The sequence below is a fragment of the Streptomyces sp. NPDC014734 genome (assembly GCF_043083325.1).
Lineage (GTDB): Bacteria > Actinomycetota > Actinomycetes > Streptomycetales > Streptomycetaceae > Streptomyces.
In genome coordinates, this window is record NZ_JBIBYN010000001.1 from 733,475 (window position 1) to 753,092 (window position 19,618).

Here is a 19,618-nt window from a genome sequence, read left to right on the forward strand (position 1 = left end):
CGGGGGGGGGGGGGGGGGGGGGGGGGCGGCCCCCCCCCCCCCCGCCCCGGCGGGCGGGGGGGGGGGGGGGGGGGGGGGGGGGGCCCCCCGCGCCGGCCCCCCCCCCCCCCCCCCCCCCCGGGTCGCGGGTCACGGGAAGCGGACATAGCCTCGCAGACGTGACACCGTTCCCCGTGGATCTGATTCTCCCGGTGGCGGTCCTCGGCGGCACCGCGGCGGCCGCCGGCTACGCGTGCGCCAAGCGCCGGAGGCGAGCCACCACTCGCACCACGCCCGGCAGAACAGCCGGAAAACCTGACGAACGCCCCTGTCGCGAGCACTCCTGTCACGAGCAGTCCCGTCGCGAGCACTGCCGTCACGACCAACCCCGTCACGACCAGCCCCGTCACGAGCGGCCTCGTCAGGAACGATCCCGTCAGGAGCACGTCCGGCGCGGACGCCGGCGCCCGCGCCCCGGCCGATGAGCCCACCCACCGCCGAACCCACCCCCGATGGGCCTGCCGCCGACGGACCCGCTGTCGATCGGCCTGCTGTCGACCCGCCCGGCCGGGCGCACCGGCAATCCGGTCCCGGCACGATCCGGACACGATCCGAACGAGAGGGCGCTCCGGGCCCGCGCCGAGGCCGACGGGCCGCTCAGTACATGCTCAGCAGCTGCTCCACCGTGGGCTCGACGGCCGGCTCCCCGTCGGGAAGCGCCAGCTCGAACCAGACCGTCTTGCCGCGCGGCGTGCGCCGGGAACCCCAGCCCGCGCTCAGCATCCCGACCAGTTGCAGCCCGCGCCCGCCCTCGTCGGTGTCACGGGCCCGCCGTCGCCGCGGCTGGACGAGGCCCGAGTCCCACACCTCGCACACGAGCGTGCGGTCGCGCAGCAGCCGGAGCCTGGTCTCGCCCTCCCCGTACCGCAGGGCGTTGGTGACCAGTTCGCTGACCAGCAGCTCCGTGGTGTCCACCAGCTCACCGAGGCCCCAGTCGAGCAGTTGGTCGCGGGCCAGTTCCCTGGCGCGGCCGACGGAGCGGGGTTCGCGGGGCAGCCGCCAGTCGCCGACGGCGTCGACCGGGAGGCCTCGTATACGGGCCATGAGCAGGGCGATGTCATCCTCGCCGTGCCGGGTGTCGAGGCTGGTCAGCACGTGGTCGCAGACGTCCTCCAGCGGCCGTTCCGGTTCGACGAGCGCGTCGCGCAGGGCCTTGAACCCCTCGTCGAGCGGATGGTCGCGGGACTCGACGAGGCCGTCCGTGTAGAGGGCGAGCAGGGCCCCCTCCTTCAGTTCGACCTCGACCTCCTCGAAGGGCTCGCCGCCGACGCCGAGCGGCATCCCGGGCGGGACGTCGAGCAGCACTGCCCGCTGCCCCGGCTCGACCACGGCCGGGGGGAGGTGCCCGGCGTTGGCGAAGGTGCACCGGCGGGTGACCGGGTCGTAGACCGCGTACACGCAGGTCGCCAGGTACACCTCGGAGAGGTCCGCCTCGCCGGACTTCCGGGCGGCCCGCGAGGGCCACCGGGCACCGCCCGGGGAGCCCTTCGGGAGGGAGTCCGCGCTGCCACCCGGCGCGCCCAGCCCACGGGCCACCTCGTCGAGCGTGGCGAGCACCTCGGCGGGCTCCAGGTCGAGCAGGGCCAACGTCCGTACCGCGGTGCGCAGTTCACCCATGGCCACGGCGGCGCGCAGACCGCGCCCCATGACGTCGCCGACGACGAGTGCGGTGCGGTGGCCGGGCAGCTCGATCACGTCGAACCAGTCGCCGCCCACCTCGGTGGCCGTGTTGCCGGGGAGGTAGCGGCAGGCGATGTCGAGTCCGGCGGCCTCCGGGGCGCCGGGCGGCAGCAGGCTGCGCTGGAGGATCAGCGCGCGTTCGTGCTCGCGCCGGTAGAGGCGGGCGTTGTCGATGCAGACCGCGGCGCGGGCGGCGAGTTCGGTGGCCAGCCCCCGGTCGCGCTCGCCGAAGGGCTCGCTGCCCTTGGTGCGGGAGAACTGGACGAGGCCGACCACCATGTCGTGGGCGACCATCGGTACGGCCAGGGTCGACTGGACGAAACCCCGGTCGTCCCCGGGCACGACCTCGACGTTCCCGGTGCGCAGCGCGACGGCGCACGGCGAGCCGTACGGGAACCGGTGCACGGCGCCGAGCGCCGGCGGGCCGGTGTCGCGGGCGGCGAGGTTTGCCGCGGTGACGCCCGGGGCATCCGAGACGGCACTGGCGAGGGCGACGCGACGCAGTTCGGCGGAGCCGCCGACGGACTCCTGGCGGAGCGAGTCCCAGCTTCCGGGCGAGGCTTCGTCGCCGGTGAGCAGCCCCTGGTAGAGGTCGACGGAGGCGAGGTCGCAGAAGCCGGGAACGGCGACGTCGAGGAGCTCGCGGGCGGTGGTCTCCAGGTCGAGGGTGGTGCCGATGCGGGCACCGGCCTCGTTGAGCAGGGCGAGGTTGCGGCGCGCGCTGGCGGCTTCGCGGGCGGCGATGTGGCGCCGGGTCACGTCGGTGGCCAGTCCGGCGATGCCGACGGGCCGGCCCGATCCGCTGTGCACCCGGTAGAGGTTCATGGACCAGTGCCGGCGGTCCGGGTCGCCGGGGGCGTGGCCGACGAGCTGGAGGTCGGTGACGGACGTACCGGTCTCCAGCACCCGCCGCAGAGTGGCGGTGAGGCGGGCCGCCTCGGCGGGGGGAAGGTAGTCGTCGACCGTGCGGCCGCGGTGGTCGTCGGCCCTTCCGCCGAAGACGGTGGCGAAGCGCTCGTTGGCGCGCACCACCGCGAGGTCCGTACCGAACAGCACGAAGCCGAAGGGCGATTGGCCGAATATGGCCTGTGATGCGGCGATGTCCGTCTCGATGCGGTGCAGTGCGCGGACGTCCACGACGATGCAGAGCGCGGCCCGCTCCCCGGTCTTCGTCTCACTCGGCATCACATAGAGTTCGGCGGCCCCGCGCACTGCCCGTTCCCCCGGGATCCGGAAGGGGACGAGGCCCGTCCACTCCCTGCCGTCGAGGATCTCGGCGACCCGGCGGTGGCCGTTGCGGCGAAGTTCCGCGGGCATGAACGCCTCGACCGGATCCATGCCCACCGCGACATCCGCGGCCAGGCCGAACAGATCCGCCGCCCGTCGGCTCCACTGCTCGATCAGGCCGTCGGGGCCGATCGAGAAGGAGGCGACCCTGATGTAGTCATAGATCGAGCCGGGCGGACTGCTCTGCCACACGATGCCGCCCGCCGTCCCAGGTATTTCGCTCACGCGACCGTCCCCTCCAGCTCACACACCGGACCGGTCCTGCCCGCAGTATTCAGCACTACGGCCCCGACCGACACGGCGTTCACGATCACAGCACGGTCTCAGTCCCTTTCGGACAGGTTCTGTCCGACCTCCGGTGATCGTCGTCCCACCCCACTCCTAACCAGGCAGAGCCAGCTCGAACCACACGGTCTTGCCGCTCTTTCCGCGCCTCGTCCCCCAGCGCCGGGCGGAGCACGCCACCAGTTGCAGCCCCCTGCCGCCCTCGTCGTCGGGACCGGCCGCGCGTTCGGTGGGCGGATCCGGAAGCGGATCTGAGACTTCCACGAGCAATCCGGGGTAGGCGGAAGGCATGTCGCCATTGGGATGGGGGCGTTGCAGCCGCACCCCGATGGGGCCCGATGTGTACCGCATGGAGTTGGTCACCAACTCGCTGACCAGCAGAACCGTCATGTCCCCCAGGTCCGCGTCGAGCCCCCAGCCGCGCAACGTCTCGTGGACCGCCTGCCGCGCGGTGCGCACCGCGCCGGGCTCGGCGGGAAAGGTCCACTCGGCGCAGTCGCCTTCGCCGTCGATCACGCCGACCACTTCCCAAGACCAGCAACGGGGACGTCCTGTTTACGCGAGCTAATCAGCACATACCCGATAATCAGGACTAAGTATCGTCGGGATCGACACGTGGGGCGTACGGGTGTATGACCATGCACACGAACAGATGTACGCCGAGAGAGGGGCGCACAGGACACGTGCCGCGCGCCGTGACGGCGGGCGACGACACCACCCACCCTCGGCCCCGCGCCCGCGGCGCACGCCGCGGGGGCCACCACCATCGGCGCACACCACACTGCCCGACTCCGTCGGCACCCGCCATGCCGCGTTCCGGCAGCGCGGGACAGAACTCACCGCGATCCGGCGGCGCGGAACGGAACTCACCGCAGAACCGGTCCCACGCGGCGCCCCGACGCGTCAGACGTCGGCGGGGTCGCCGTCCGGAAGACGCCTCATGGCCTCCGCGACCGCCGGCAGATCCTGCTCCAGCCAGTCGACAACGTCGATCTCATCGGGCCCGAGCCAGCGCAGTTGGTCATGATCCTCAAGCGGCGCGGGCACGCCGGACACCAGTCGCGCCGTCCACACCCGGAGCACGTACCCGGGTTTCAACGGCCACTCACCGGGAATCCGCGCCAGCGGCGCCACCTCCACGCCGAGCTCCTCGCGGAGTTCGCGCACGAGCGCCTGCTCGTCGCTCTCCCCCGGCTCCACCTTCCCGCCCGGCAGTTCCCATCGTCCGGCCAGCTCCGGCGGGGCACTACGGCGCGCGGCCAGCAGCCGCCCCCGGTCGTACACGGCTCCGGCCACCACCACGCGATCGTTCATGAACCGGAGCGTAACCCCCCGCGGCGCTTCACTCCCCACACGGCATTTCGCTCCCCCACGGGGGCTTCACTCCCCCGAGGCGCTTTCCCGCGCCACGGGAGCACGCCCTACGGCCGCCCGCGCTGCCCGATGCGCTCCACCCAGTAGAGCTGCTCATGGCCGTGGACTTCCAGCTTGTCGGCGATCTCCTGAGCCTCACCGCGCGTGGCATATCTGCCGACGCGATAGCTCTTGCCGTTGTCGTCCCGCCTTATCACCAGCCAAGGGAGTTCGGCGCCGCTGTCGGTCATCGCACCCCTTCCGAGCATCGCGCCCCTCCCTCGAACGATGTGCAGGTCTTTGAGGAACCCCAGGGAACCGCAGTACGCATATGCCGGAGCCTACGCCAGACCTTTACTCAACGAATACGCAATTACACAAAGAGATACCGATCCGGCCAAGAGAAAGGGCGCATCCTCCCGGATGCGCCCCCTCACCCCTCATCCCTCATCCCTCACCCCGCGTTCACCACCGCCCGCCCACCGTTCCGGGACCGAATTCCCGGGACATGACAAGAGGGCGCAACGACGACCGCCGCCGCTCACGGCCCCCGGCCCGCCGCCGGGGCGGCGGGCCCCACCCCGCGCGGACCCTTCACCTGACCGGCAGGTGGTACGCGACACGGAAGCGGTCGGCGGGCACCACCACATCCGCCGTCTCGACCGCGCGGCCCGACGCGTAGTACGTACGCTCGATCACCATCACCACATGACCGGGAACCCCGCCGAGCGCCAGGAGCTCCTCCGCCAGCCCCGGACGCGCGCCGACCTGTTCGGCCACGTTGTCCACGACGACATCGATGGCAGCCATCCGCTCGACCACCCCGCAGCCACCCAGCGGCCCCTCCTCCGGCAGCATCACCGGCGTACGCCCGGTCACCGCGAGGGGCTCCCAGGAGGTGGAGAGCATCATCGCCTCCCCCGCCTCCCGGAAGGTGTACTTCGTCCGCATCACCCGGTCGCCCGGCTCGATGCCCAGGCGCTCCGCCACGGCGACGCTCGCGGCCTCCTGCTCGCTGCGGGACTCCCACGTCCCGCGCACCCCCTCCGCCGTCTGCTCCTGACGGAACGGACTGGCCCCCGACCCCGGCCGGTATCCGGAACGAGCGATCCGGCGCGGGACGGGACGCTCCCTCACATACGTACCGGAACCGGAGCGCCCCTCGACCAGGCCCTCGGCCATCAGCACCTTGCGCGCCTCCAGCGCGACGGTGTCCGAGACTCCGTATTCCTCGCGGATACGGGCCTGCGACGGCAGGCGCGTGCGCGGCGGCAGCGAACCATTGACGATCTTCTCTCTCAGATCGCCCGCAACACGCAAATAGGCGGGCTGCTCACCGAAAGTCACAGGCCACTCCCAACAGGTTGACAGTCTGCAACAGACTGACAACGGTCGGTTGTGCATCGCAAGCACGGGCCAAAGTTTCACCTGAAGTGATGACTTCGGCCGTTCCCGCGCATGTCCACCCCCTTCCGCAGGAATGAACCGGCCATGCGTCCAGACCCCGCACATCCGAACCCGGGCGCAGCCGCACCTCAAACGGCCGCGCCCCGTCCCCTCCCGCACCACAGGCGACCGCGCCCCGTACCCCGCGCCCTCCGGTTCCGCCGCTCCCCACTCCGCCGCCCTCCACCCCTCGCCCCCACACCCCCACCGCTCCCCCGCTGCCGCGCGCCCGCGGACGGCCGAGGGGCGGCCACCGAAGTCGCCGCGGCTGATCCGCACACCGGTGTCGATGACGCAGGCGGTGACGCCCTCGCCCGCCTTGTCGGGATAGCCGTGACCCTGGTTCGACGGGAGAGACTTCCTGGTCGATCCGATCCAGGCCCCGCGAGGGCGGCGAGGGCTGGGTTCCGGTGACGGTGAAGGTCCGGTTCCGCACGACGGGCACGACGGGCACGACGGGCACGACGGGCACGACGGGCACGACGGGCACGACGGCAGGATCGGCGGCGAACCTCTTCGCCCGCGCCTCGGAGAGTTCGGCCGCGTATCCGTCGAGGGTCGCGGGACACGGAGGGGGGAGCGGGACGAACAGAACCGGACGAACCGGTCCCGGATCATGCCGAACAGGTCCATTCACGCCACGCACACGACACGTCAAATCATGAGCATGCCAATCAACCGTTTCCGGATCTCCACCGTCCACGGCCCGTTCGACGGCGAAGGATCGGCCGATCCCTGGCCGTCGCACAAGGGTCCCTTGAGGCGTGCCATACCTTTGACATTCGCCCGCCATACGTCTGACATCCTGTCGGGCATGGCCACCTACGTCTGCCCGCAGGACGGGACCCGCGCCGAAACCACCGCCCTCACCTGGTGTTGCCCCCTCTGTCGCGGCCCCTGGGATCTCGACTTCGAGGTCTGCGGACCGCTCGTGCCCGACTCCCTGCCCGGCCGCGTCAATTCACTGTGGCGTTACGAGGAGGCGCTGCCTCTCGGCTCGCCGACGACCACCCTCGGCGAGGGGCGCACCCCGCTCGTCCCCCTCACCGCGACGGTGTCGGCCAAGCTCGATTTCCTGATGCCGACGCTGTCGTTCAAGGACCGCGGCGCGGTCATGCTCGCGGAACTCGCCCGGCGGCTGGGCCCCGAGCGCGTGGTGGCGGACAGCAGCGGCAACGCGGGCACGGCGGTGGCCGCCTACTGCGCCCGTGCCTCGCTCCCCTGCACCGTGTACGTCCCCGAGGGCACGTCCCCGAAGAAGACCGAGCAGATCCGCGCCCACGGCGCCCGGCTGGAAATCGTCCCCGGTGACCGCGAGGCGACCGCGCGGGCGGCCCGTGCCGCCGCCGATGCCCCCGGCACCTTCTATGCCTCCCACGTCTTCAACCCGTACTTCCTGCACGGGACGAAGACCTATGTGTACGAGCTGTGGGAGGACCTCGGCGGCCGGCTCCCGGACGCCATCGCCGTGCCGGTCGGCAACGGCACCCTCCTTCTCGGCGCGGCCCTGGCCACCGCCGAACTCCATGCCCAGGGGCTGATCGACAGGCGTCCGGAACTCCTCGCCGTACAGGCGGCGGCCGTGTCGCCGCTGGCCGCCGCCTTCCACGCGGGCGCCGACGACCTGCCCGACGCCCCGGCCGGCCCGACGGCGCCGACCCTCGCCGAGGGCATCGCCATCACCCGCCCCCCGCGCGCCCGCGCCATCCTCGCGGCGGTACGGGAATCCGGCGGAACCTTCCTCACCGTGACCGAGGAACAGCTCCGGACCGCCCAACGGGACCTTGCCGCCCGCGGCTTCTACGTGGAGACCACGGGCGTCGCCTGCTGGGCGGCGGTCGGCGGCCGGACGGACCGCGAGATCGTCGTACCGCTGTGCGGCGCGGGACTCAAAACCGGCCTCGCCCCCTGACCGGAGCAGCCCGTTCACCCGCACGCCGCGCACCGTGCGCCGATCCACCGGGGAAGGCGGGACAGCCCCTACGTTCGTACGGTGAGCCTCTCGCGCGTCTGCCTTCTCGCGTCCCTGACGTCCCTGGTCGCGGGCTCCCTGCTCGCACCACCACCGGTCCTGTCGTACGCGGCGACGCCCCGCCCGCCGGCCGCCACCGACTGCGGCCGCGACACCGATCCCGCCTGGGCCCTGGTCTCCACCCGCTTCGGCGGGACCGACGGCTACACCCCCTACGTCGGCAACGGCTACCTGGCCCACCGGGTACCCGCCGCGGGCGCCGGGTACGCGGCGTCGGACGAGAAGACCGGCTGGCCGCTGTTCACCCCGCGCTACGACGGCGCCTTCGTCCCCGGGCTGTTCGGGCGCGAGAAGGATCTCGCCGCCGGCCGCGAGGTGATCGCCGCACTGCCGAGCTGGACCACGCTCGACGTACGCGTCGGCGACGAGACCTACGGCTCCGGCACACCGGCCGGCCGGATCTCCCGCTACCGCCAGACCCTGTTCCTCCGCTGCGGTCTGGTGCGTACGTCGCTGCGCTGGACCACCGCCGACGGGCGGGCGACCGACCTCACGTACGAGGTGCTCGCCGACCGGTCCGACGTGCACACCGGCGCCGTAAAGCTGCGCATGACGCCGCACTGGACCGGCACGGCGACCGTCACCGCCCGCCTGGACCCGCGGGGCGCGCGCCGGATCGAGCTGAACGCCGACGGCACGTTCCGCACCCGGGGCACCGGGACGGCGGGCGCGGTCGCGCAGACCCTGCGCATCCCGGACGCCGGAGCGGCCCCGGTACAGGGCACCGGCACGGTCCACAGCGGCGTCCGGGTCCGCGACGGGCGCGCGTACACCTTCGAGAAGTACGTCGGCGTCGACACCGCGCTCACCTCGTCCGCGCCGCGCACCACCGCCGCCGAGGCATCGAGGCGGGCCGCCCGGCGCGGCTGGCCGACCGTCCTCGCCGCGAACGCCGCAGCCTGGCGACGGGCCTGGGCGGCCGACGTCTCCGTACCGGACAGCCCCGACCTCCAGAAGTGGCTGCGCTCCGCCCAGTACGGCCTGCTCGCGGCCACCCGGCCGGGCGCCCGTGACAGCATCGCCCCGGCCGGACCGACCAGCGACAACTACGCCGGTCTGGTGTTCTGGGACGCCGAGACATGGATGTTCCCCGGACTGCTCGTCACCCGCCCCGAGCTGGCCCGTTCGGTCGTCGAGTACCGCTACCGCACACGCGGCGCCGCACAGGCCAATGCCCGGAAGCTCGGGTTCCGTGGCCTGTTCTACCCATGGACGAGCGCGAGCCGGGGCGATCTGTGGTCCGAGTGCCAGAGCTGGGATCCCCCGCACTGCCTGACCCAGATCCACCTCCAGGGCGATGTCGCGCTCGCCGTCTGGCAGTACTACCTGGCCACCGGGGACCGCCACTGGCTGGCCGGCCACGGGTGGCCCCTGCTCCGGGGCATCGCCGACTTCTGGGTCTCACGGGCCACCGCGAACGACGACGGCAGCTACTCCCTGAAGGACGTCGCGGGCCCCGACGAGTACAGCAACGGCGTCGACGACGGAGTCTTCACCAACGCCGTCGCGGCCACCGCGCTGCGCGACGCCGCCCGCTCGGCGCGCCTGCTCGGGCATCCCGCGCCGTCCGACTGGACGCGGGTCGCCGACCGCCTGCGCATCCCGTACGACCCGGCGCGCAGACTCTTCCTCCAGTACGCGGGCTACAACGGGTCGACGATCAAGCAGGCCGACACCGTGCTGCTGATCTACCCCCTGGCCTTGCCGATGGAGCCGGGCGCCGCCGCGTCCACACTCGACTACTACGCCGCCCGCACCGATCCGGACGGCCCGGCGATGACGGACTCGGTCCACGCGATCGACGCCGCCGCGATCGGCGAGGCCGGATGTGCCACGTACACCTACCTCCAGCGATCCGTGCGCCCGTTCGTACGCGGCCCGTTCGCCCTGTTCAGCGAGGCGAAGGGGGCGAAGGCGGGCGCCGAGGACCCGTTGTCGGGCTCCCCCGCGCAGGACTTCCTCACCGGGAAGGGCGGCTTCCTCCAGGTCTTCACCCACGGCCTGACGGGCCTTCGGCTGCGGGAGGACGGGGTGCGCCTCGATCCGCTGCTGCCCCCGCAGCTCGGCAGGGGCGTCACACTGACCGGCCTGCGCTACCGGGGCCGCACGTTCGACATCGCGATCGGCCCCCTGACCACCACGGTCCGGCTCACCTCCGGCACCCCCTTCACCATCCACACCCCCACCGGCCCCCGCCTCCTCACCGGCACCCTCGCCCTCCCCACCCGTCGCCCCGACCTCGCCGCGACGACGAACGCCGCCCGCTGCCGTCCCGTCACCGCCACCTCCGAGAGCCCCGGCCTGTACGCGGCGGCGGCCGTGGACGGCAGCCCCGCCACCTCCTGGTCCCCGGCCGGCACGACGGGAACGCTCACGGTCGACCTGGGACGCGTCGCCCCGGTGACCTCGGTCCAGCCCGAGTGGACGGACGCGCGCACCGTCACCCACCACCTGGAGACCTCGGTGAACGGCACCACCTGGCGGCCGTACCGACCCGGCGCGACGGCCGGCCGGGTGCGGCTGACCGTCACCTCGGACGACCCGGAGAAGCCGGTGGGCGTAAGGGAGCTGAAGGTGACCCAGCCGTGAGATCACCGCCGGGGCCACGCCCCTGTCCCCCGAACCCCGCCGAAATCCCCACCTCCGAAATCCCGGCCTCCGGAATCCCGGCCTCCGGAATCCCGGCCTCGGGAATCCGAGCAGCCGAAATCCCGACATCCGGAATCCCACAGTCTGAATCATTCGGACACCCGGGGGCCTCGGGAACCCGGACCCCCCGGACGTCCGGGCCCCGGACACCCGGACCTCGGACGTCCGAACCCCCGGCTCAGCCCAGCGGCGAGAAGTAGCGGCCGCCCTTCTCGATCAGGTGCGCGGCATAGGCCCGCCCCACGGCCGGCTTCCCCCGGTACATGCCCACATGTCCGCGCGCGCTGTCGACGACGACCGGTCGCGCGAAGCAGGCGAACTGGTTGCGCTGCTTCTCCTCCGCCCACGCCATCGCCGCCGGATCGACCCGGTCACTGACCAGGACGGGGAAGGAGGCGACACCGGTCTGCATTCCGACGGGCAGACCGCCCTTGTTCTTCCTGGCATAGGTGAGCACCTGCGTCGTGAACGCCTCGACGACCGGCAGGCTGACCTCCGGTACGGCGGCGGCCACGGTGAACAGGTGCAGGTTGGTCGCCGCCCACCGCAACCGGAAGTCGGCCCGGCGCCCGACCAGAACCGGAACCCCGCCCCAGTCCTCCCAGCGCGGAGCGCACCCGTCCGCCGCCAACCTGCCCTCGACCCCGGCCAGGTAATTCCGTATCGCCTCTTCGCTCATGGCTGTGATTGTCCATGAGCCCCTCGGCTCCGCAGCACTCGATACGCCGGAGACACCACCCGCGACACGACCGACCGCCACCAACTTCGCTGCCGAACGGAGGCTCCCGGTCAGCCCCGACGAGGCAGCCGCGCAACGGCGCTGCCGCCCGGAGCACCAGCACATGACCGAAGCGGCCGGGGAGTCCCGGGCCCGATGATCCGGTCGGCGACGCCCCAACAGCAGCCACAGGACATGTCGGCGACGGGGCGACTACCGCGTTGTCCACACGATCGACAACGGAGAATTGCTGGTCGGGGTCGTTCACGTCGGACACCGATCCGCCCTCTACGACAGTGATCCCGCTCAGGAACACGTGCGCTCGGCAGGAATCCGCTGAAGGCAGCGCCGCCCCTCCCCGGCCAGCCGCACCAGGCTGTCAGTGGCGGCTGCTTCCATGACGCCATGAGCACCGTGCACGAGACCGCGTCCCTTCTCCCCGACCCCGCCCAACTCCGCGCCCACCTGCGCGCACTGGCCGTCCTCGACGCGGCGATCTGCGACGATCCGCGGTACTGCCGGTACACCTTCGATGCGGCCTGGGGTCCCGGTGAGGAGGCGGCCCTGATGGACAACGGCTCGGGGGACGATTTCTCCGTCCTCTTCACCCCAGCAGGCGTGCTCATACGCGGGTTCGACCACGAATCGGAGATGAGTCCGTACGGAACGGACGACGAGCAGGTCTGGCCCGGCGTCATCGACGACGTGCCCGCCACGCTGCGCTGCCTGCTGGACGAGCCCGCGTTCCGCGACGACGATAGCGACGCTCCTCGGATCACCGCCTGCCTGTGGCGGGAAACCGGTGACACTACCTGGCGCACCGGCTCATCCATCGCCTTCCCCGCAGGCAACGAGGACCCGGACGGCTCCGGCTTCCTCTTCCATCTCCTCGCCGACCGTTCCCCCGAGGCCGTCCAGGCCCACTTCGAGGACTACTACGAGCACCCCGTACCTCTCGACGCCGTTCGTCACGTCCTCGCCGGACACCCCCTCACCCCTGCGATTGCCAGGGCCCTCAACCCGGCCGTCCTCTCGGACGACGCGCTGCTCCTCAAGATCGCCGCGCAACCCGAGGTAGCCTCCTACCTGTCCTGCGACGGCGAGTTCGACCTGGCCCGCACCGACCCGATCGAGTCGATCACCCTGCCCAACGGCCTCGCGGTGGAGCCGGTCGCCGGCTGCAACGCGGGCGGAACCCACTACCTCTGCGGCCCGGCCGTCCCTGACGGCCCCCGCCCCGTGCTCTACACCGATTCCGAGGGCCGGGCCTCCCTCATCGCCGAGTCCTTCGCCGAGGCCCTGACCCTCGCCATCGTCCTTCCGTCCTGGCACGACGCCCTGGCCGGCTTCCGGCCCCCGGCCCTCAACTCCGACTACCTCGACGATCACCCGGACCACCCCGCCGTCCGGGACCGCCTCCTCGCCGCACTCAGGCTCCCCCCGGCCACCGACCTGGAAGTCCTGGACCGTCTGCTCACCACCGCCGCCCGCACCGTCCCCGACGGATTCCTCCCTCGCATTCCCGATGAGGAGGAGTCCACCTTCGAGCCAATGCTCGAACCGTCTGCCGAACAGAGCCGGACCCGTCCAGCCTGATGCCACGTCAGAATATCCAGCAGTCATCCAGCACGGTGACGACGAAGGGGCCGACTCCCCGAGGAGCCGCCCCCTTCCGACCTGCGTGTTTGACGAAGTCGTCTAACACACTGCAGTGATTCGATCACACGTTGAAGCGGAATGCCTGAGGCCAGATCCTGACCTGCGGCGGAGCCCTGTCTAGGGCTCTGACCTGGGGCTTCCTCGTTGGCGTGCGTTGGCTCCCGACAACCGTTTACGGGTGTCCTGCGGACTGGCTGCGGACTGGCCGGGGGCACTGAGGCAGAGAAATCCATGGCACCCGGGCGGGACCTGCAACGAGACTGCGCGGGTGAGCGGCTCCTACCCCTGCCCCTGCTGCGGGCACCGCGTGCTGGACGCGATGCCCGGCTCGTACGAGATCTGCCCCGTCTGCTTCTGGGAGGACGACGGGGTCCAGTTCCGCTGGCCGACCATGGGCGGCGGGGCGAACAAGGTCTCCCTGATCGAGGCCCAGCGCAACTACCAGGACTTCGGCGCCTGCGACGAGCACGGCCGCCGGTTCGTCCGCCCGCCGGCCGAGGACGAGCCGCTCGACCCCGCCTGGCGCCCCATCGATCTGACACGGGACTCCTTCGAGGACTGGGCAGCCGAGGACCGCGCCCCGTGGCCCGATGACCACTCGGTGCTCTGCTGGTGGCTGCCTACTTTCTGGCGGCGGGACCACCCATGACCCCTCACATCGAGAGACTCATCCAGCAGCTCGACGACTCGACCGGCCCGTCGTACGACGCCCGCGCGGAACTGATCGGCATCGGCCCCGACGCCATCCCCGCCATCATCGACGGACTGCCCTCCCTCGACCGCTTCGGCCAGCTGACCGCCATCGAGGTCTTCGAAGAGGTGGCGGACCCACGCTGCGGCCCCGCCCTGATCGCCCTCCTGAGCAACGACGACTCCACTGTCCGTGAATGGGCGGCGATGGCCCTGGCGGGCCTGAAAATCGACGGCGCGGTCGAGCCCGTGCGCCGCGCCTACCGCGCCTGCCTGGAACGGGCGACGCCACCGGACTGGAGCGAGCCGGAAGGCATCCGCTGGGCCCTGACCGAACTCGGCGCACGCACCCCCGTCGTCCCACCGCTCACCGCGCGCCTACGAGCCACCGCTGCGGACAACGCTCCTGGCTGGCCCTCGGCTCGCTTCACCGAGATCATCAACGACCTGGCCGACCACGCCCAGGTGATCCTCTACTCCCAGTTCTGGCGCGTGGACGCCGGCCGCACGTACGGCGTCTCCGACACTGGCCTGGACTGGGACCTCGACTGGACCGCGCCCTGGGAGCACCTGGTCGAGGAGTCCCGCACCTGGTCCCTGCTGGAAGCCTCAGAAGCCCCCACCGGCCACAACATCTTCGTCGCCCCCACCTGGATCGACCGTGCCGACCTGCACCCGAAGAGGTGACCGAAGCCGTCCCAGTACCCCCAAGGGAATCCACTACAGCTACATGCCCTCGGGCTCGCCTCTGTCTCCGAGGAGGACGCTGCCGCTCGGCTGTTGGCCGTCGCGCAGCGCGCACGGCCTCGAACCACGAGCCGTACGTTCCGGGCGACGACCATCTACCACCTGCCCTTTTCGGAGACGCCCTGACATAGCATCTTGACCCCACCCAGCCGAAACGCGAATGCGGCTGGCGAGACTCCGCGCGCTGGCATTCAAATCTATGGAACGTTGCTAACGCTCCATTTCTCTGTTGCACGCAGAGTAGCGCCGATGCTGCCACGCATACCCTCCTGGGCTAGCCCAGGTAGTCAGAGGTAGCCGGCTGTTCCGAGGAGAGATTCCACGAAGTCGGAACGCTTCGCGATCTTGTCCTGTGTGTCGCCAGTACGGCTGGCGTGCTCCTCAAAGTGGCCACGAAGGAATTGCAGCTGCCCCAAGAGGAGCTCCGGGGTACTGTGCCGATCATCAGCGGCAAGTTGCTTGAGCTGCTTCGGGCTATGGACCCGTCGACCCATCAGTTCAGCAGCAGCCAGCATGGCCAAGTGAAAGCGCAGGTTGGTGCGCTCAGCCGCAGGGGCACCGGCGCCCTCAGACGAGAGGAAGGAATCCACCTCACTCTGAGTCCGCGCAAGCCATAGGTAGACGTTGAGGGGAATACCGGCGGAGAAGATTCGCTTATACTCGGTGTCATCCTTGAGCAGACTGGATGGCCGAGAGCGAGAGTTATGCGGCTGACTGAGCCCCATCGCCATAACGGCCTGAGCCAGCAGCGGGATACTCACTACTCGACCTGCAGGTCGACCCTGATTTCGGTAGTAATTCTTACGGCGGTCGTAGAACCAGTCATTTTCCAGGAAATATTTCTCGATCTGGCGCTGAATTTCATCCGTGGCATGCAACGAAGCCACCGGAACGCTAGTCTGACGGTTCGTGGCTCGAATTACCTGGTCACGAATTCCGGCGTCCTCCGTCACCAGCACCCGGACCTGGAGCAAGCGTTCGAGTGCAGGGGCTTCTGCGTCACTAACAGCCAGCCCTTCTAGCGTTCGGTGCAAGGTGTGAGAGGTCTGCAAACCGTTGACGATTTGTACGTCATCGAGAGAGTGTTCCTTACCCACGGTAGAAACCCGGGAACAAACGATGGTGACGCCGTTATTAAGCCACCAGAACTGAGGAGCATTGGCGTCTACTAGCGAAGCCCGGATCTCACGGTTCACTTCGACTTCGCCCTGATAGTCACGCACATTCCAGTCAAAGATATGGCACCGCAGAGAACCATCCTCGTCACGCAAGAATGCCAGGTAGTCCCGAATCTTGACGAGCACAATATGGCTAGTACCATGCGTGATACTTTCCTGGAAGGGGAGCGTCAACGTGTAAGAGGGCGCAGAGTTGGCCCGCTTCCAGAGTTCCGCCGCCCCCAGAAGCTCCACTTTCCCCACTGCCCCGGCCATAACCTTGGAGAATTGCGACTCCAAGTCGCGCACCTTGACCAGAACTTTAGCGTTAACCGTTTCGGTGTCCCCGCGCGTTACATACGAGAACCGAATTTCAATTTTCGGATGCCTCGTGGCCAGTGCCCGCAACGCGGTACGAAATCGCCCAACGCGCTCAACAACAGACTCATTGTAGAGCTGACGCAAGTCATCTTCAGAGACGGACAAGTCGAGAAGGCGACGAGCAGACGAAGAAACCAAATCGAGGGCAGTTTCCGTAAATGACGGAGTGGTCTTGGCCTGAACTATCCAAAGTGTCAGCCGCGTGCCGCGCTCAACAGCCGTCGCCTTGAAATCGTCCGAGAGGACTTCACTATCCTCCATCAGCAGTCGTTCACCTAGGAAGACATAGACCCCGTCGATAGCCCCATCGTCACCGCCTCCGAGAACTCCTGCCTCGATTTCCTCCAGCGATAGCTCTCCGAGAGTCACCGCCTGTTCGCAGGCAAAAAACTTCAAATGCTTTGTCATCGGCGAGCGGGGCCACTCGCTCCTGCTGTCGCTGCTTGAGGAGCTGATCGATGAGAACCAGGTCATTGCTAGTCATTAGCTCCGCCGTCCTTGAAATTTGTGTTAGAGAATGACGTCTTGGCGCGTCTGCTTGTTTTCGCCCTACCGATTGATGCCAGCTCTAATTCGTTCTGCTTGCTACATCTGCAGCCAGCCATCAAGCGAAACTTGGGAGCCTCCATCCAGGTAGTGGCTGAGAGCACTTGCCGTGGTGTCTACGAAGGCGTCGGGGATAGTGTCGGTGTCGACCCAGCGGACCTGGGAGTGCTTGCGGGGTTCGCGGTTCTCGGGTTCGCCGGTCCATTCCTCAGCGGCGAAGACGACCGTGAGGAAGCCGTTGGGGGCCTCCACGCCCCAGGCGCCGTGGATGATGTGGGCGACCTTGAGGGACTCGGGCTTCACCGTGAGGCCGGTCTCCTCGTAGAGCTCGCGGACCGCGGTCTCGGTGATCGGCTCACCGGGCTCGCTCTTGCCGACGGGGAGGTCCCACATGCCCTGGGCGAACTTGGCGTTCTCGCTGCGCTGGAGGAGGACGACGCGGTTGGTGGCCTTGTCGTGGACGATGACGGCCGCGACCAGCAGGGTCATCGATTCGAGCGCCGGCTTCAGCGCCTTCGGCTGGTCGTCGGTCTGCTGAGCCACGGTGTTCCCTTCGTCGGACGGGTTGTTGGGCATGTTAGGCGAGGGCCTCGCGGGCGCGGCGGGCCAGATCGGCGGCACCCGGAACGCGGCGGCGCTGGTAAACCGCCAGGGTGGAGCGGATCGAGGTGATCGCCTTCCGGGTCCGGTCGGAGGTCATGCCCTCCATGAGGACCAGGGCCTGAGTCCAGGCGGCGACCGCCTCGTCGGCGCGGGCCTGGGCAGCGAGGCTGTCGCCGAGGTCGGCATGGGTGAGCGCGTGGACACGCTTGTACTTCTCGGGGTCCCAGCGGGTGAGGGCGTCGCGGTGCTGCTGTTCGGTGCCGATGTGGTCGGCGAGGTCGGTCAGGGTGCGGGCGGTGTGGCTGGCCACGGTGCCGGCGGCGGGGCCGCTCACGCGGGAGTAGCTGGGCTGGGGGCCATCGTCACGGAGGAGGGCGTCCTCGGCGGCGAGCAGGGCGCGTGCGGCCGACGAGTTCTCGTCGATGGCTGCGTAGGCACGGGCGTGGGTGATGTGGAGGAGCGCCTCGGTCTGGCCGTCGACTTGGCCGAGACCGCGTCGCAGGGCGCCTTCGACGAGGTCGACACAGTGGTGGGGCTGCTTGAGGCTCAGGGCCTGGTGGGCGAGGGCGCGCATCATCCAGGCGGCGTGGCCGTGGGGGTCGGCTTCGCAGGCGAGTTTGTAGCCGACCTGGTAGTAGCGCTGGGCAGCGCCTTCCTGGCCGAGGTCGTGGTGTTTCCAGCCTGCGAGGTAGGCGAGTTCGGCTACGGCGCCGAAGGCGGTCCGGCGTAAGGCTTCATTGGGGAAGCGTCCGCGCAGCATGGGGGCGGCGGTGTCGGCGAGGTACGCGGTGACGGTGGTCAGGCCGTGCCCGCCGCCGAGGCGCTCGTCGGCGGCACTGAAGGCCGCGGTGATCTGGCGTACGACGTCCACGTCCTCTGCCCCGACCACGGACGTGCCGGTGCGGGCGCGGAGCATGCGGGCAGTGGCTTCGTGGTCGTATCCGAGCGGCATGGCTACGCCGGCGGTGGTGAAGGCCGCGATGGCGAGGAAGCGGCGGCGCTCGACGTCGGCGCGGCCCAGGTCGGTGGCGGCGAGGACAGGGTCGGATTCCGCCGGCGCTTCGTCATCGCTGGCCTGGAGGCCGATCTCGGTCTGGGTGACCGTGCGCCCCGCTCGGCGGGACAGCGCCTCGGCCAGGTACTGACCTACCCGGCCCGACGGGGCGCGGATGCCGTTCACCCAGTGCGAGATGGCCGACTTGTTGGTCTGGAGGATCTCGCCGTTCTCGGCCGCGATGCGCCGCACGTCTCTGGCGAGGGCCTCGTAGGTGCAGTCGACCGCCGCGATGACATCGCGCAGACGGGAGTTGGGTTCTCTCGGCGCCGCCACGATCGCCTCCACTCCGGAGCTGTAAACCGCGTATACCGCTTCAACTGCCTTCCACCGTACCCACTGAGCGTGACCACCGGTTCACTTATCAGCAGCCGCCCGGAACGGCGCGACCGTGATCCAGGCTCCCCCTTGGTCCGGGCGGCACCCCGAAGTTCCGTACGCCCACACCGGGCTCGGGCATTCCTGTGCCCGAACCCGGCCAATCAGAGACGGAGACACGGTGACCACCATCGACACCATGGCCATCACGGTCGAGCTGCCCGAGGCGTTCGACCCGCGCTGGAGCCGCCTGCCCGGCATCCAGGTCGACGGCCGGCGCATCACGATCGACCCGGCCGAGTACTTCTTCCGCTTCGAGTCGAACACCTGGCTCGTCGCCGACTGGGAGCTGGTCAAGTCCCAGCTCCTGGACGTAGACGAGACGACCGAGAGCGCGGTCGAGCAGCTCGCGCTCGACTTCATCAAGCAGCACAGCGAGTCCACGTCCGACGCGGCCCGCGTCCTGGCCACCGCGTACGAGGTGTACTCGTACCTCTTCCGCGACGAGCATCTGGCCGGCCTCGGTCTGCCGCAGATCACCGCCGAGCACCTGCGGATGCTCCGCGAGGCGGCCACGCTCATGGCGCTCAACAAGGTCGAGCTCGACGGGCACATCTCCAACGTCGGCCCGTGCTGGTTCTTCCCCGCCGCCACCTCCGTCGTCTTCGACCTCGACGACGAGATGGGCGGGATGCTCGACGAGGTCTACCACGGCGGCTGGTTCAACGAGCACCGCCGCATCGAGTCCATCAAAGCCCACGCCGCGCTCGGCGGCCGGCTCGTGCACGGCTGCCAGTCCGTGCCGGACCAGTCCGGCGGCGTGGTCGCGCCCTACGGTGCCTCGATGGCGAACTTCCGCGACGACCTCGCGGCCTTCAAGGCGGGCTGGATCGAGCAGGTCTACGCCCACCGCGTGAACCCCGTCGCGTAACCCACCCGATCAGGCTCCGGGGCGGGCCGGCATCCCTCGCCCG

Annotated in this window: 15 protein-coding genes and 2 pseudogenes; 7 read left to right on the plus strand and 10 right to left on the minus strand. The window is 69.9% G+C overall.

What is annotated here, in order from left to right; translation table 11 throughout:
- Positions 1-636: 636 nt before the first annotated feature.
- The 6 genes and pseudogenes from ACF1CT_RS03175 to ACF1CT_RS03200 form a co-directional block, all read right to left on the minus strand.
- Positions 637-3,198 carry a SpoIIE family protein phosphatase gene (locus ACF1CT_RS03175; RefSeq protein ID WP_391782175.1) on the minus strand — a complete coding sequence of 854 codons (2,562 nt, stop codon included), beginning with the start codon at positions 3,196-3,198 and terminating at the stop codon, positions 637-639.
- Positions 3,199-3,387: 189 nt separating this feature from the next.
- Positions 3,388-3,816 (minus strand): ATP-binding protein, encoded by a 429-nt coding sequence (locus ACF1CT_RS03180; protein ID WP_391782003.1) that lies wholly within the window; start codon positions 3,814-3,816, stop codon positions 3,388-3,390.
- Between the two features lie 378 nt (positions 3,817-4,194).
- Complete coding sequence (locus ACF1CT_RS03185) at positions 4,195-4,605, minus strand: (deoxy)nucleoside triphosphate pyrophosphohydrolase (protein ID WP_391782004.1); 411 nt, start codon at positions 4,603-4,605, stop codon at positions 4,195-4,197.
- Positions 4,606-4,712: 107 nt separating this feature from the next.
- A complete protein-coding gene (locus tag ACF1CT_RS03190) occupies positions 4,713-4,895 on the minus strand; it encodes an SPOR domain-containing protein (protein ID WP_391782005.1) in 183 nt (60 codons plus the stop codon).
- A 343-nt stretch (positions 4,896-5,238) separates the two neighbouring features.
- The gene (locus tag ACF1CT_RS03195) at positions 5,239-5,991 is read right to left on the minus strand and encodes a GntR family transcriptional regulator (RefSeq protein WP_391782176.1); all 753 of its coding nucleotides are present in this window, start codon (positions 5,989-5,991) and stop codon (positions 5,239-5,241) included.
- Positions 5,992-6,330: 339 nt separating this feature from the next.
- Positions 6,331-6,652, minus strand: a pseudogene (locus ACF1CT_RS03200) (hypothetical protein); the annotation flags it as partial.
- A gap of 252 nt (positions 6,653-6,904) precedes the next feature.
- On the opposite strand from ACF1CT_RS03200, the gene ACF1CT_RS03205 reads away from it, so the two are divergent.
- Positions 6,905-8,002 (plus strand): pyridoxal-phosphate dependent enzyme, encoded by a 1,098-nt coding sequence (locus tag ACF1CT_RS03205; RefSeq protein ID WP_391782006.1) that lies wholly within the window; start codon positions 6,905-6,907, stop codon positions 8,000-8,002.
- An 81-nt stretch (positions 8,003-8,083) separates the two neighbouring features.
- Positions 8,084-10,711 (plus strand): discoidin domain-containing protein, encoded by a 2,628-nt coding sequence (locus tag ACF1CT_RS03210; protein WP_391782007.1) that lies wholly within the window; start codon positions 8,084-8,086, stop codon positions 10,709-10,711.
- Between the two features lie 238 nt (positions 10,712-10,949).
- Here ACF1CT_RS03210 and ACF1CT_RS03215 read toward each other — a convergent pair whose 3' ends face one another.
- Complete coding sequence (locus ACF1CT_RS03215) at positions 10,950-11,450, minus strand: levansucrase (RefSeq protein WP_391782008.1); 501 nt, start codon at positions 11,448-11,450, stop codon at positions 10,950-10,952.
- A 217-nt stretch (positions 11,451-11,667) separates the two neighbouring features.
- Here ACF1CT_RS03215 and ACF1CT_RS03220 point away from each other — a divergent pair.
- The 4 genes and pseudogenes from ACF1CT_RS03220 to ACF1CT_RS03235 all read left to right on the plus strand — a co-directional run.
- A pseudogene (locus tag ACF1CT_RS03220) lies at positions 11,668-11,829 on the plus strand (type II toxin-antitoxin system RelE/ParE family toxin); the annotation flags it as partial.
- Between the two features lie 65 nt (positions 11,830-11,894).
- Positions 11,895-13,085 carry a hypothetical protein gene (locus ACF1CT_RS03225; protein WP_391782009.1) on the plus strand — a complete coding sequence of 397 codons (1,191 nt, stop codon included), beginning with the start codon at positions 11,895-11,897 and terminating at the stop codon, positions 13,083-13,085.
- Between the two features lie 331 nt (positions 13,086-13,416).
- A complete protein-coding gene (locus tag ACF1CT_RS03230) occupies positions 13,417-13,797 on the plus strand; it encodes a CPCC family cysteine-rich protein (RefSeq protein WP_391782010.1) in 381 nt (126 codons plus the stop codon).
- Positions 13,794-14,525 carry a HEAT repeat domain-containing protein gene (locus tag ACF1CT_RS03235; RefSeq protein ID WP_391782011.1) on the plus strand — a complete coding sequence of 244 codons (732 nt, stop codon included), beginning with the start codon at positions 13,794-13,796 and terminating at the stop codon, positions 14,523-14,525. Before ACF1CT_RS03230 ends, ACF1CT_RS03235 begins: the two co-directional genes overlap by 4 nt.
- 347 nt (positions 14,526-14,872) lie before the next feature.
- Here the strand turns inward: ACF1CT_RS03235 and ACF1CT_RS03240 are convergent, their stop codons facing one another.
- From ACF1CT_RS03240 to ACF1CT_RS03250, 3 genes are all read right to left on the minus strand, one after another.
- On the minus strand, positions 14,873-16,531 hold the full coding sequence (locus tag ACF1CT_RS03240; protein WP_391782012.1) for an AIPR family protein: 1,659 nt from the start codon (positions 16,529-16,531) through the stop codon (positions 14,873-14,875).
- Between the two features lie 177 nt (positions 16,532-16,708).
- On the minus strand, positions 16,709-17,245 hold the full coding sequence (locus ACF1CT_RS03245) for an NUDIX domain-containing protein (RefSeq protein WP_391782013.1): 537 nt from the start codon (positions 17,243-17,245) through the stop codon (positions 16,709-16,711).
- Position 17,246: 1 nt separating this feature from the next.
- Positions 17,247-18,602, minus strand: coding sequence for a tetratricopeptide repeat protein (locus tag ACF1CT_RS03250; protein ID WP_391782014.1), 1,356 nt, complete (start codon positions 18,600-18,602; stop codon positions 17,247-17,249).
- A gap of 223 nt (positions 18,603-18,825) precedes the next feature.
- Between ACF1CT_RS03250 and ACF1CT_RS03255 the strand changes: the two genes are divergently transcribed.
- On the plus strand, positions 18,826-19,575 hold the full coding sequence (locus ACF1CT_RS03255) for a hypothetical protein (RefSeq protein WP_391782015.1): 750 nt from the start codon (positions 18,826-18,828) through the stop codon (positions 19,573-19,575).
- Positions 19,576-19,618 lie beyond the last annotated feature (43 nt).

Coding starts and splice junctions, on each gene's coding strand:
- ACF1CT_RS03245 (WP_391782013.1), bottom strand. CDS start 17,245: ATGCCCAACAACCCGTCCGACGAAGGGAACACCGTGGCTCAGCAGACC.
- ACF1CT_RS03235 (WP_391782011.1), top strand. CDS start 13,794: ATGACCCCTCACATCGAGAGACTCATCCAGCAGCTCGACGACTCGACC.
- ACF1CT_RS03225 (WP_391782009.1), top strand. CDS start 11,895: ATGAGCACCGTGCACGAGACCGCGTCCCTTCTCCCCGACCCCGCCCAA.
- ACF1CT_RS03190 (WP_391782005.1), bottom strand. CDS start 4,895: ATGACCGACAGCGGCGCCGAACTCCCTTGGCTGGTGATAAGGCGGGAC.
- ACF1CT_RS03185 (WP_391782004.1), bottom strand. CDS start 4,605: ATGAACGATCGCGTGGTGGTGGCCGGAGCCGTGTACGACCGGGGGCGG.
- ACF1CT_RS03215 (WP_391782008.1), bottom strand. CDS start 11,450: ATGAGCGAAGAGGCGATACGGAATTACCTGGCCGGGGTCGAGGGCAGG.
- ACF1CT_RS03205 (WP_391782006.1), top strand. CDS start 6,905: ATGGCCACCTACGTCTGCCCGCAGGACGGGACCCGCGCCGAAACCACC.
- ACF1CT_RS03240 (WP_391782012.1), bottom strand. CDS start 16,531: ATGACAAAGCATTTGAAGTTTTTTGCCTGCGAACAGGCGGTGACTCTC.